The following is a 13,135-nucleotide window of genomic DNA, read 5'->3' on the forward strand; positions in this document are numbered from 1 at the left end:
CCGCCCTCGTCGAAGACGACGACAGCACTGGAGCTTGACATGAAGAAAGAACAACAACCCCGCACCCTTTCGCTCAAACGCGAGAAGGATGCCCCCGCCGAAGCGCCGCGCATGGAAGAACGCCTGCACAAAGTGCTGGCCCAGGCCGGCCTCGGTTCCCGCCGCGCGCTGGAACAGCGCATCGCCGACGGCATGGTCAAGGTCAACGGCGAAACCGCCCAGATCGGCATGAGCGTCAAGGGCGGCGATCGCATCGAGATCGACGGCAAGACCTTCGTCGCCAGCGCGCTCACCGAACCGGCGCGCGTGCTCATCTACAACAAGCCCGAAGGCGAAGTGACCACCCGCGAGGATCCCGAAGGTCGTCCGACGATCTTCGAAGCGCTGCCGGTCCTCAAGGGCGCGCGCTGGATCGCCATCGGCCGTCTCGACATCAACACCACCGGCCTGCTGCTGCTCACCACCGACGGCGAGCTGGCCAACGCGATGATGCATCCTTCTTTCGAGATCGAACGCGAATACGTCTGCCGCGTCCGTGCGCCCGAAGGCGAAGAAGAGGTCTCCGACAAACTCGTCGACCGTCTGCGCCGCGGTGTGGCCCTGGAAGATGGTCCGGCGAAGTTCGACGCGATCGAACGCATCGGCGGCACCAACATGCCCGATGAAAGCCGGCACGACTGGTTCCGCGTCTCCCTCAGCGAAGGCCGCAATCGCGAAGTGCGCCGGCTCTGGGAATCGCAGGGCTGCCAGGTGAGCCGTCTCAAACGCATCCGCTACGGCGACGTGTCGCTGCCGCAACCGCTGCTGCGCGGTCAGAGCCAGGAGCTGCCGCCCGCGCAGGTCGACGCACTGCGCAAGAAACTGAATCTCGAGGAAGGTCCGCCGCCGGCGCTGACCCTGCAGCCGGTGATCGGCCAGCGCAAGGCCGCGAAGGCCACCGTGCACGTCGGTCGCGAAGGCCGCAGCCAGGCCTACGTCAACGGCCACAACACCGCCGATGAAGGCCGCGAACTGCGCCGCTTCGATCACGTCCGCGAGGACCGCGGCCGTTTCGGCAACAAGAAAAAGCGCGGCGACCTGACCGTCAGTGGCGAAGCGGCCGCCCGCCAGTCGCAGAACAAGCCGTTCAAACAGCGCACGATGAAAGGTCCGAAGCCCTTGCCGGAAGGCAATCCCGCCGCGTTCCGTACCTGGTACGTGCCGGATGGCGTGGACACCGGTCCCACTGGCCATCGCAATGCAGATCCCCGTGGCCCGAAGAAGCCTTTCGGCGCCAAGAAGCCAAGCGGCCCGCGCCCGGGCGGCAATCGGCCCTACGGCGATCGCGACGCGAGCGCAGCAGGCGGCTTCGGCGGCGAGAGTCGCGGCCCTGGCGGTCCGAAGCCCAAGCGCAGCTACGGCGACCGTCCGGCGGGCGCAGGTTTCGCCGGCGAACGGGGCCCCGGCGGGTTCGGCGACGCGCCGCGCGGTCCGCGCGGCCCCGGCGGTCCGAAGCCGGCACGCGCCGCGAAACCCTACGGCCACCCCGGGAATGTGCCCAGCTTCCCCTCCGACCATGCCCATGGCGGCGGCTTTAATCCTTATGGCGAGCCGGGACCGCGCGCGCCGCGCGGCCCGAGGCCTCCCCAGAAGCATGGTGGCCCCAAACCCGGCGGCTCCAGGCCGGGCGGCGCGCCCAAGCCCGGCGGTCGTCCGGGTGGTCCTCGTCCCGGTGGCAATCGCGGCCCGCGCGGCGGCGGTGGCGGTTTCAGGGGCGGCGATCGCTGAGCCCGGCTTCAACCATGACGGCAGACGCGGCCGATGCCCGGGAAGGGGGTCGGCTGCTAGAATCGGGACATAACCCGGCAGAATGCCGTTATGGAGTTTCGTTATGGCGATCGACGATTTCCACGGCCGAGCGCACCTGATCGAGACCATCAACGCGGCCGTCGCCCTCGGCGACGATGCCGCCGTCGTGCAGGCCTTGCGCAGCAGTCTCTGTCGGATGATGCGGGAACGGAGCGTCGAGCTCCCGGCCTGCGTGCTGCAACCGGTGGAAGGACACTACGCGCGCCGCGAGTTGTACAACAGCCCTCAGCACGGATACGACGTGATCGCGATGACTTGGGGCCCCGGCCAAGGCACACCGATCCATGACCATGCCGGCCTCTGGTGCGTCGAAGGCGTCTGGCACGGGCAACTCGAAATCACGCAATACGACCTCAGCGAGCGCCTCGGGGAGCGCTACCGTTTTACCGAAGTCGGCACGCTGATCGCAGGGACCGGTTCCGCCGGGAGCCTGATTCCTCCGCACGAGTACCACACCATTCGCAACGCCAGCGACAGCGAAACCGCGGTTTCGCTGCACATCTACAAGCGGTCGATGACCTGCTGCGGCATTTTCGAAGCGTCCGGCGACGGCTGGCATGTCCATACCAGCAAACAGTTGAAGTTCGACCACGCTGCATGAGCGACGCGGGCTCGCGGCAGCCTGTGTGGGCTATAATGCGGGCCCGCGCCGGAATGGCGGAATCGGTAGACGCAGCGGACTCAAAATCCGCCGCCCTTAAAAGCGTGTGGGTTCGAGTCCCACTTCCGGCACCATCGAACGACGCGCAACACGTCGTGTCTCATGATCTGGGGCGTACCCAGCATTCTCCGATGATCCCGCATCGGGATTTCCTGTCCATGTTCGACGCAAGGCAGGCGAGTGCTGTTTCTCGATCCGCCTCGGCAGTCGAAGCATCCATTCAGCCTGTAGCCCTGTCGCTCCAGACCAAGACAATGCGTCGATCTCGTCGAACCCCCCACACAGTACGCAGCGTTTGCCTCAGCAGGAGGCGAGTTGTACTCAGCGCGTCAGCTGGTGATCGATCGACAAAACGATGTCGCATGGTCTCGCCCATCGACTCATAAAAAAGAAGGCCCCGTGAGGGCCTTCTTCTCGTCATCGCTGAGTGTGCATCCGCTCGAATAGTTCAAAGCTTCATTGCGCGCGCTGTGGATAACTGCAAGCCGAGTAATACACTTTGCAATTGTTCGTGTGCTGACTGCAGACCTGCACGGCGCTGGCTTCCGCATCCTGCAGGTCGGGCGATCGGAACATGATGTTCATGTCGTCCCCCCAAGCAAGAGCGGCGCACTGATCGTAGAAAGCGGGCTTCAATTTGCAGGGCTTTCCATTGGATCGCGCCTTGCAATCGGACAGTGCCTGCTTCTCGGCACGACGTTTGGACGTCATGCCATTGGCTACACCGAAGGCACCATCGGCGGTGGCAATGGCACCCCAGCGGGTTTCCCAGCCAGGCTCGTCAGGCTGCTGCTGACTGGGGCCATCGCCCTCGTCCGGCATCGGCCCCATGGGCGCACAACCGTACCAGCCTACGTCCGCACCACCGGTCGGATAGTAACCATCCGGACAACGTCCTTCAGCACGTGCATCCACCGATACGGCGAGGAGCACCAACATCGCAAGACCCGCGAGCAATCCTTTCATGGCAGCTGACTCAGTGAGAACGTTCGCTCGTATCGTTGCGCGGAATCACCAAATGATCGATGAACAGATTGGATCACGCTATCGGTGGCTCTTCCCTCGCAACCCCGCGCCTACCGGTAGGCGCGGTAGCGCCCCCACCAGAGTCGGTGGACGCTATCGATGCTCGATTGTTGTAGGCAGCTGCAGGCGGCGATTGCTGCCCATCGGAGTAATAATCCCGGGAGCCATTGCGATCACCACCGCGGCCACCGCCACCGCGTCCACCACCATCGCCGTAGGCGACGCTGCCGTAACCCCCGCCGCCCTGGAAGGTATTGCCATAGCCGCCACCGCCTCTATGGTGGCCGCCACCGCCTCCGCCCCAGCCGCCGCTCGCGGCATGGCTGCCGCTGATCGCCGCATAGCTGGAGAAGCCGCCCAACGCGCCCTGGAAGAAGTTGGACACCATCGGCGGTGTGGTGATCAGCAGAACGGTCAGCAGCAGACCGATACCGCCCTGCTGCAGCGCCGTACTCTTCATGCCGCCAGTGAAATTCGAACCGAGCAGGCTGCCGATCAGGGCCGTAGACCAGAAGGCGCCCGCGACAGCGAGCACGGTCTTGGTCGCGATCGCGATCATCGCGGCGAGCACGGCGACCGAGAACATCGTGCCGATTCCGTAGAGCAGCCAACGCTGGAACAGGGATTTGGTCGCGTCGAACAACAGGCAGAGCACGAAGATCGGGCCGAGGCCGACGAACAGCGCGATCATCACGTCGTACATCAGCAGCATCGCGCCACCGACCATCGCCGGCCCCGCGGTGCCCACACCGACCATCCACATCGCCTGGTTCTTTTCGGCATGCAGATTGGGATCGCTGACCACCTGCAGTGCATCGATGCTGGAAAGACCCAGCTGCATGTAGGCCAGATTCTTGTCGATCATGCTTTTCGGCGTTTCGCCGGCTTCGCCGGTCACCATCTCGGTGATGACCCCCTGCACGTCCTCGGTGAGGAAGTCGTGCATGTTCGACCCCGCGACACCGATCGTGGTTGCGGCGGCGACGATCAGGGTGGCGCGCAGCGAGTTCATGACCAGCCCCATCATCGAGTCGCGACTCTGGCCGGTCACGATGCGAAGGCCCTGGAAGAAGATCCAGATCGTCATCAGGATCAGCGCCGACGCGCCGACGATCGCCGACGCGGACGCCATCAGATCGAGACCGAAGTCCTGGATCTCATCGTGCAGGAAGTCGTAGATCAGCACGAAATAGGCGAGATCGCCGATGGACTGCGCAAGCGGCCGCAACAGTGCATCCAGCAACTGCCCGCCCGCATTCATGATCCAGCCCGCCATCGCATTCATCATAGGAATCCGCCTATATTCTGATCAGTTGATCCAGCCCGATACGGGCCAACACATTCTGGTTTGAGCGTGCGGCAGATGCGACCGCACGCCGTGTCGCCAAGAGAGCACTCTCGAAATCAGTCGGCGATTTCGAGGGCGGTGGCCAAGGCGCCGGTCGAGATCATGGTGCCGAGCATGCTGGACTCGCCCTTCAGCGCGCGTTTCGCGAGCTGACGCTGGTCTTCCTCGACCATTTTGATCATGCCTTCGTACGTCCGGATCACGGTCTCGGTGTACTGCGCATCGGCCTGCAACTGGGTCATGACGCTCTGCGCGGCGCCGATGTTGCTGTCCATCTTGCCGTTGGTGTTCGCGGAGGCGAGCTGGCCATTCAGGCGCTGGATATCGGTCTGCGCACGCTGCAGCTTCTTCAGCATCTTGACCTGTTCGTTGAACTGCATGAACTGCAGGCTGACGATCTGCACGCACTTGGTCTTCTGCTGGGCGACGATATCGCCGTTCAGGTTCAGGACTTCGGTGAGGAACATCATCGGATTGAAGCCGCCGCCGCTGCTGTTGCAGCGCTGGGTGATCGCTGCGCTCAATTCGGCGGCGCTTTTTTCCTCGATCGGCGTGAAGGCCAGGCCCAGCGACGCGAACATCTGGTCCAGCGAGGTCAGCTGCTGGGTCATGTGCTGGATTTCGCGCGCGTACTGGGTGGCGTCCTGGATCTTGGACGTCAGGGTGTTCAGCTGGTTCAGATAGGACTGGATCTGGGTGATGATGTGGTTGGGCATGTTGCCCACGTCGGTGACGGGGATACCTGCTCCGGCACTGCCGGTCATGAGTGCGCAGGCCAGCGCCAGGCTGGTCAGAAACGGAGCCTTGCGTGCGGTACGGGACTTGCGGTCGGTTTTCATGAGGGCACCTCCAGTGTGGATTCCTGAATCTGTTGCGATCGGATTTTGGGTGAATGGGAGCCGAACCAGTATCTTATAGAACGAGTTAAAACGCGATTCCGGTCACGCTGTCAAGCGCCAGCCGCCCGACGGCCGTTTCCGGACGACGAGGTGGGCTTCTTGCCGGAACCCTTGCGGTTCGTATAGAAGTCGTCCAGCCATTCGTCGGGGTGCAGGTCGTTCTGGGAGCTACCTTTGGCCTCGGCCTTGTCAGCCAGGACCTGGTGCAGGATCTCGATGTTGTCGGTCGACGCGGAAATGACCGCAAGGGCATCGTCCATGCCACGGAGATTGAGCTGGCAGACGCTGGAGGCATGGCCCTGTTTGACCAGGAAGCAGCGGGACCGCTCGTCCAGCCCCTTGACCACCAGGTACTCGGCGTCGGTGAGCTTGAGGCCTTCGATGTAATCCTCGCGGCTGGCGTTCGGGTTCGGCAGGAGGATCATCGTCGCGGTCTGTTCGATCAGGGCCGCCGAGATCGAGCTCTTGAGCGCGTCCTCCGGACTCTGGGTCGCGAAAATGCCAAGGCCGTTCTGCTTACGGATGGTCTTCTGCTTGTTCTTGGCGAATTCCTTCAGGCCGCCTTCGCCGTCGAGGATCTTCCAGAACTCGTCCATCACGTAGATCAGCGGGCGGCCGTCGATCAGCTCTTCCAGCCGGTGCAGCAGATAGTTGATGACCGGGACGCGCACTTCCGGATTGTCGATGACGTCCGTGTAGTCGAACCCGATGATGTTCGCCTTCTGCAGGTCGATGGTGTCGACCGGGTTGTCGAAGACCCAGCCGAGCGAACCAGCGTTGGTCCATTTGCGCATGCGCGCGAAGAGGCCGTCGTCACCCATGTTGGGCAGGCTCTTCTGGAAGTTCGTCATGCTGCGCAGATGCATCGGCGTATCGAGCATGTTCTCGACCGCGCGGAAGATGTCCTCTTCGTCGCGCGAGGTGTACTGCTTCTTGCCGATCAGCACCTTGACCAGGTCGGCCAGGAACTGGACGTTGGCTTCGTTGCGCTCGCACTGGAACGGATTGAAGCCGGTGGGCTGGCCGTTCTCGAGGGCGAGATAGTTGCCGCCGCAGGCGCGGACGAAGATCTCGGCGCCGCGGTCCTTGTCGAAGAAGAAGATGGTCGGCGACGGATTGTATTTCTGGACCTGGCTGAGCAGGAAATTGATCAGCGCGGTCTTACCGGTACCGGATTTACCGATCACCATCGTATTGGCGATGGCCTTTTCGCCCAGCGAATTCTCGGCCGGATGCGTGGCGTGGAAGTTGAAATAGTACGGCTGGCCGTTGGTCGTCTGCAGCGTGGTGACGCATTCGCCCCAGGGATTGTTGTCGCGCTTGCCGGAAGCGAAGTTGTGCAACGGCGACAGGCCGAGGAAATTGAGCGAACTGACGTTGGCGATGCGGGTGCGGTACTTCCAGTTGGTCGGCATCTGCGAATAGAAGGACGATGCGACCGCAAGGTCTTCCTTCGACGAGACGAAACCGGCATTGGACAGTTCCGCGCGGGTCGTGGCCACGCGCTGCGCAAGGGATTCCTGGCTGTCGGCGTAGACCGTCATGATGAAGTGATATTCGCCGAGGACGAAGTTGCCGGAGGACAACTGGTCCATCGCGTAATCCAGCTCGACGATCTGGCTGACCGCCTTGTCGCCGGATGAGATCATCATGCCCTTCGTGCGTTCCAGTACCTTGAGCGCATCCTGACGGCCCATCGGGCTGAAGGAATGGGTCAGTACGTACTCGAAATCGAGATATTTCAGACCGTTGAGAATGCCCGGGAAGGTACCGTCGACGTATTCCTTGACGTTGAGGATGGCGCCGAAGTGATTGACGCCATTGGGCGTATTGATCACGAAATCGCCGCTTTTCGCCGAAAACATGTGCCGACTGATCGGCAGATAGTTGTAGATCGGCGCATGCAGAACCGGCACCGGTTCCTCGATGCGGTTGAGGATGTAGCCGAGGAATTCGAGGGTCTCGGAGAAGACCACGCCGTTGGCGCCTTCATACATGCCAAGGCGGTAGGGCGAATAGTCCTTGATCACCGCTTCGACGTTGCTGGCGAGTTCCTGCAGTTTGGCGATCGACTGCTCTTCTTCGGCCTTCAGCTTGGCGTGATCGGCGGTCTTCTCCATGAGCCGCTTACCTGCCACCACCGGGCGATAGATCATGGTCAGATACAGATCGTTCTGCATGATCTTCTGCGAGGAGAGTGCGCCGTAGTAGGCGTCGGACATCTCCTGGTTGAAGCGCTGCCGGAACTGGCTCTTGACGTTGATCCGCCTGCGGCGGCGGATGTCGTGGATCCAGAAGGCCACATTCACGAAGTCGGGCGCGCGCAGCGTCTGCAGCAGCCGGTTGAAGGTGTTGTGGCGGTGCTCGATCTCCCATTCCTCGCGACCGACGAAGGGCAGCCCTTCGAGGTGCCATGAGATCAGATAGTCGCCATCCCGGGTCTTAATGACCGAGGACGAGACGTGCGACGAGAACGGGACGAACTCGCTGATGGAGGTGTCTGGACTGAACATGCGCCTGGCTGGGTCGATACTTGCGGGTCAACGAGATCGGCGGGAGTTGGAGTCTCGCCGGGGCGGGACGGCCGCAAGGCGACCGTCTGAAGCATTTGCAGCGATTTCTCTTACAACGCCCCGGAACGCGATCGCGGGATGGACCCCGGATATTCCGGAATCCGCCGGATCGGCCCCTGGGTTGTCGCCGTTCCGGAAGTCCGCGCGAGACGGCTTCCGGAACGGTCGACGGATCACGCTTTGGACGCCTCCCGGCGCGGGTTCTTGCCCGGTCCGCTCATCTTGCCGCTGATGATGAACGGGCCCGACATCTTGCGTTTGGCGCCGGGTTGCGTGTTGCGGTATGCATTGGGGGAAAACACCCACATTCCCCCGTGGTCCCTGACGTTCCGCGCCCGAAGCTTGAACTGGAGGTTCAGCCCGAGCAGCCGGAAGATCATTTCGTCCCGTCGCGCCATCTGCCGCATCACGAAGATGACGACCGGAATCAGCAGAAGATACTGCAGGCCGAAATACACCGCCATCAGCAGGGACCCGCCCGCGCCGATGAAGAAGGGCACCACCGGCACCCCCATGAACATGGCGGGACGGGTGCAACCGCGGAAGAGGACGTTCTTATGCATTGACGACCGGGAGGGTGTTGATGAGCATCGCGGTGCAGTCGGAGTCGGCGGTGGCGCCGTCGCCGAGGAGCAGCATGCCGGCGATCTGGCTCGCGGCGCCAATCAGCAGGCCGCCGATCAGGATCGGAGCGACGTCCGAAATGCGCTTGTGGGCGAACGCGATCTGGTAACCGGCAATGATCACGGCGATGGTGACGATGGCCACCGAAGCCATGTTCAGCAGGCCGCGGATGTCGTCGAAGAAGCCGCACACGCGCTGGTCGGCACCTTCGAAAGTCTGGGCGAACAGCATGTTCGGCACGGCGAGGACGGCCACGAACACGGCGGCCATCAGCAGCGACGAGACATGGTTCTTGGTCTGGCGATTGAAGACTTTCATGGATTGATCTCCTCTTGAAGAGCAGGTTGGATGGACACTGGTTTGCACGAAAATGCCCGGCCCGTCACCCGTCTCCGCATCGAAGCTCCGCAGTATGCCGCGAAAAGCACGGCTGGAGAGACGAACCAGGGACATTCAATCCCGGTCGCCCGCGAACGGGCGACCGGGCAAGTCTGCAGGGTACCTGTCGCTTAGGCTGCGACCACCGGCAGAGCGTTCATGAGCATCGCGGTGCAGTCGGAGTCGGCGGTGGCGCCGTCGCCGAGGAGCAGCATGCCGGCGATCTGGCTGGCGGCGCCGATCAGCAGGCCACCGATCAGGATCGGAGCGACGTCCGAAATACGCTTGTGGGCGAACGCGATCTGGTAACCGGCGATGATCACGGCGATGGTGACGATGGCCACCGAAGCCATGTTCAGCAGGCCGCGAACGTCATCGAAGAAGCCGCAAACGCGCTGGTCGGCGCCTTCGAAGGTCTGCGCGAACAGCATGTTCGGCACAGCCAGGACGGCCACGAACACGATGGCCATCAACAGCGAAGACATCTGGCGCTTGGCCTGAGGGTTGGACATTTTCATTCAGTTACTCTCCATGGTTAGGGGGTGGAACATGTGTAACGCAATGTCATGTCCGTTCAGGCACCGGCTCGGACATGTTGGAACGCGAAGATCAGAACACGAAAGCATCGTCCTGATCTGGATTGCTGGCGACGAACGCCTTGTCCGAACCCCGATCCCGCCGCTTCGCGGCCTGCGGCTCGGGAGCCGGCACAGGTTCGGCGACGACCGCACGGGCGACGCCGACCTGATTGGAGGCCGGGACCGCGCGCGCGATGGCGACTTCGGCCGGCATGGAGGGAGGCGCCGCCGCAACCTGCGCCGCGGGCGGCTCGGCCGGAAGCGCAGACGCGACAACGGGCGCAGCGGCGTCTTGGACAGCGGATTCGATACGGGAGGTCGGCGCGGCGATGCGGGCGCTCACACGGTCGCGCCGGGCAGGCGCAGCTGGGGCGGCGCTGGCCGTCTGCGCAGCATCGGCGGCCGGTGCGGCGGCGCCTTCGTATAGCGGGTGCCGCGAAACCGGTACCGACCGACGGGCAGCGCGACCGACCACTTCGATGGCGGGTGCGGCGGGCTCCGCCTCGACCGCGCGGCCCTGGCGGATGGACGCGTAGATCTTCTGGACGTAGCCGTGGCGGTAGCCGGTGGAGAAATTGCCGGAGTAGTAGCAGCTGAAGGATTTGCCCCAGTCGCCACCGGCACGCCGGTAGCATTCGGCCAGGATCTTCGAACCCGCGGTGAGATTCGCGCAGGGCTCGAAGGCCTCTTCATAGGAATCGAGACCGTACTTGTCCAGGTTGTAGCGATTCACCTGGGCCAGGCCGATCGAAAAATTGAAGCCACGACCTTCGAGCATGCGCACGGTCGCGAGCGCCTCCGGCAGATTCTTCGGCTGCCGCACCAGGCGGCCACCGACCACGCCGATGGCGTACGGGTTGTAGGAGGATTCGACCCTCACCACGTGGTGCATCACTTCGGTGGGAACGGCCAGCCCTTGGCAGCCCATCAGTTCCATACCCGGCAACAAGGCGGACCCCTCCGATCAGAAGCTGCGTGCATCCAGCAGCGGTTGTGGTTTGCAAATCGGGGCATCCCCAATTCCTCCATTTGCCCGAGCCCATGGTCCACAGGGCCGATTGGCCTGTCAACGAAAGTTGCGAGCCAAGAATACTTCAAAACATGCAATGCGTCTCAGATCAACCCAGCCGCCGATGCATACGTATTGATATACACGCGAGAGGACACGTGTCTCGCATCTCCTTGCGGTCTCCGCGGCCGAATGCCGTAAGATCGTCGGCGGTCGACAGGGGGGCGGATGCATGGCGTTGTCGCTGGAAACGGTTGCAATTGAAACAATTCGCTGCGCGCGCCCGATCTCCGTCGAGCCGCACGACCCGTCGACCCGATCGCCAGTGGAACCTGCCCGTTGCCGCCGCAGATCGGCGCTCGACCAACCGCCTTCGCACATCTCCCCCGCCCTCCCCCGGACCCCTGAATTTCCGCAGGACGCCACCCCGTGAGCAGCCAGAACTCCAACACCAAAGCCAAAGCCGTTTTCCTCGGCATCCTGTTCATCGCCGCCGTCGCCGCCGGCCTGTATCTGTCGGGCTACATCGTCCTGATGATGCTCAAACTGCGTGGCACCGAACTGCACTGGAACACCTGGTGGAACTACTTCCGGGTCATCGACCAGGCCCAGGTCCTGCCCTACGCCAAGAAGATCAAGATCAGCGGCGCGATCGGCTTCGGCCTGCCGGTCGGCGGCTGGCTGGTGCTGACGATCATGGCGCTGATCCCGAAGCAGCGCACCCTGCACGGCGACGCGCGCTTCGCGACCGGCGGCGATCTCGCCGAAAAAGGCATGTTCAAGCCGCACGCCAACGGCATCGTCGTCGGCAAGTTCGGCGGCAAGATCGTCCGCCTCGGCGGCCAGCAGTTCGTGATCCTCGCCGCGCCGACCCGTTCGGGCAAGGGCGTCGGCATCGTGATTCCGAACCTGCTCGACTACCAGGAGTCGATGGTGGTGCTGGACATCAAGCAGGAAAACTTCGACCTGACCAGCGGCTGGCGCGCCAGCGTCGGTCATGAAATCTACCTGTTCAATCCGTTCGCCGAAGACCGCCGCAGCCATCGCTGGAATCCGCTGACCTACGTCTCGAACGACCCGGCGTTCCGCGTCTCCGACCTGATGAGCATCGCGGCGATGCTGTATCCCGACGGCGCCGAGGACCAGAAATTCTGGGTCAGCCAGGCCCGCAATGCATTCATGGCCTTCTCGCTCTACCTGTTCGAGAAATACGACGACGACCAGAAGATCGGCTTCCCGTTCTCGAAGCCGCCGACCCTGGGCGCGATCTACCGGCTGTCCTCGGGCGACGGCAAGCAGGAGTTGAAGCCCTTCCTCAAGGACCTGGCGCAGCGCCCGTTCCTGAGCAGCCATGCCAAGACCGCGTTCGCCGGCATGCTGTCGCAGGCCGACGAGACCTTCGCGTCGATCCTCGGCACCTTCAAGGAACCGCTGAACGCCTGGATCAACCCGATCCTCGACGCGGTGACCAGCGCCGACGACTTCCTGCTGACCGACGTGCGCAAGAAGAAGATGACGATCTACATCGGCATCCAGCCGAACAAGCTGGCCGAGAGCCGTTTGATCATCAACCTCTTCTTCAGCCAGCTGATCAACATCAACACCAAGGAACTGCCGCAGAACAACAAGGAACTGAAGCATCAGTGCCTGCTGCTGATGGACGAATTCACCTCGATCGGCAAGGTCGACATCATCTCCACCGCGGTGTCGTACATGGCCGGCTACAACATCCGCCTGCTGCCGATCATCCAGAGCATGTCGCAGCTCGACGCCACCTACGGCAAGGACCTGTCGCGCACGATGATCACCAACCACGCGCTGCAGATCGTGTACGCGCCGCGCGAACAGCAGGACGCGAACGATTATTCGGAAATGCTGGGCTACACCACCGTGCGCAAGGACAGTTTCACGCGCGGCCGCGAGTTCAGCCGCAGCGAGTCCGAAGAGCGGCGCGCGCTGATGTTGCCGCAGGAACTGAAGGCGATCGGCTTCGACAAGGAAATCTTCTTCTACGAAGGCATCCCGCATCCGGTGATGTGCGACAAGATCAAGTATTTCCAGGACAAATACTTCACCGCGCGGCTGCTGCCGTCCGTGAAAGTGGAACCGATGGTGATCAATCTCTGATCGCCCGCCCGGTCGGCGCGCCGTGCACGGCGGCGCACGACCGGGATCGCGTTATGATCGCGGG

At 62.9% G+C, this 13,135-nt stretch carries 9 protein-coding genes, 1 tRNA gene and 2 pseudogenes; 4 read left to right on the forward strand and 8 right to left on the reverse strand.

Annotation, left to right across the window (positions count from 1 at the left end; genetic code table 11):
• Positions 1-39: 39 nt before the first annotated feature.
• The 3 genes from ABD974_RS13595 (at position 40) to ABD974_RS13605 (ending at position 2,583) form a co-directional block, all read left to right on the forward strand.
• Positions 40-1,767, forward strand: coding sequence for a pseudouridine synthase (locus tag ABD974_RS13595; protein WP_345303872.1), 1,728 nt, complete (start codon positions 40-42; stop codon positions 1,765-1,767).
• Between the two features lie 103 nt (positions 1,768-1,870).
• Positions 1,871-2,449: a cysteine dioxygenase family protein gene (locus tag ABD974_RS13600; RefSeq protein ID WP_345303873.1), complete on the forward strand. Its 579-nt coding sequence runs from the start codon at positions 1,871-1,873 to the stop codon at positions 2,447-2,449.
• A gap of 47 nt (positions 2,450-2,496) precedes the next feature.
• Positions 2,497-2,583, forward strand: a tRNA-Leu gene (locus tag ABD974_RS13605).
• 382 nt (positions 2,584-2,965) lie between these two features.
• Here the strand turns inward: ABD974_RS13605 and ABD974_RS13610 are convergent.
• The 8 genes and pseudogenes from ABD974_RS13610 to ABD974_RS13645 form a co-directional block, all read right to left on the reverse strand.
• Positions 2,966-3,475, reverse strand: coding sequence for a DUF4189 domain-containing protein (locus ABD974_RS13610; protein WP_345303874.1), 510 nt, complete (start codon positions 3,473-3,475; stop codon positions 2,966-2,968).
• Between the two features lie 73 nt (positions 3,476-3,548).
• Positions 3,549-4,820 (reverse strand): TrbL/VirB6 family protein, encoded by a 1,272-nt coding sequence (locus ABD974_RS13615; RefSeq protein ID WP_345303875.1) that lies wholly within the window; start codon positions 4,818-4,820, stop codon positions 3,549-3,551.
• A gap of 119 nt (positions 4,821-4,939) precedes the next feature.
• Positions 4,940-5,722 carry a hypothetical protein gene (locus ABD974_RS13620; protein ID WP_345303876.1) on the reverse strand — a complete coding sequence of 261 codons (783 nt, stop codon included), beginning with the start codon at positions 5,720-5,722 and terminating at the stop codon, positions 4,940-4,942.
• 110 nt (positions 5,723-5,832) lie between these two features.
• Positions 5,833-8,295 carry a VirB4 family type IV secretion/conjugal transfer ATPase gene (locus ABD974_RS13625; RefSeq protein WP_345303877.1) on the reverse strand — a complete coding sequence of 821 codons (2,463 nt, stop codon included), beginning with the start codon at positions 8,293-8,295 and terminating at the stop codon, positions 5,833-5,835.
• Between the two features lie 314 nt (positions 8,296-8,609).
• A pseudogene (locus tag ABD974_RS13630) lies at positions 8,610-8,918 on the reverse strand (VirB3 family type IV secretion system protein); the annotation flags it as partial.
• Positions 8,911-9,297, reverse strand: coding sequence for a TrbC/VirB2 family protein (locus ABD974_RS13635; RefSeq protein ID WP_345303993.1), 387 nt, complete (start codon positions 9,295-9,297; stop codon positions 8,911-8,913). The pseudogene ABD974_RS13630 and the gene ABD974_RS13635, both read right to left, overlap by 8 nt.
• A gap of 191 nt (positions 9,298-9,488) precedes the next feature.
• Positions 9,489-9,875, reverse strand: coding sequence for a TrbC/VirB2 family protein (locus ABD974_RS13640; RefSeq protein ID WP_345303878.1), 387 nt, complete (start codon positions 9,873-9,875; stop codon positions 9,489-9,491).
• Positions 9,876-9,966: 91 nt separating this feature from the next.
• On the reverse strand, positions 9,967-10,872 hold the full coding sequence (locus tag ABD974_RS13645) for a lytic transglycosylase domain-containing protein (protein ID WP_345303994.1): 906 nt from the start codon (positions 10,870-10,872) through the stop codon (positions 9,967-9,969).
• A gap of 681 nt (positions 10,873-11,553) precedes the next feature.
• On the opposite strand from ABD974_RS13645, the pseudogene ABD974_RS13650 reads away from it, so the two are divergent.
• Positions 11,554-13,071 (forward strand): annotated as a pseudogene (locus ABD974_RS13650) (type IV secretory system conjugative DNA transfer family protein); the annotation flags it as partial.
• Between the last annotated feature and the right edge of the window lie 64 nt (positions 13,072-13,135).

It is taken from the genome of Lysobacter hankyongensis (assembly GCF_039543145.1).
GTDB lineage: Bacteria > Pseudomonadota > Gammaproteobacteria > Xanthomonadales > Xanthomonadaceae > Lysobacter_I > Lysobacter_I hankyongensis.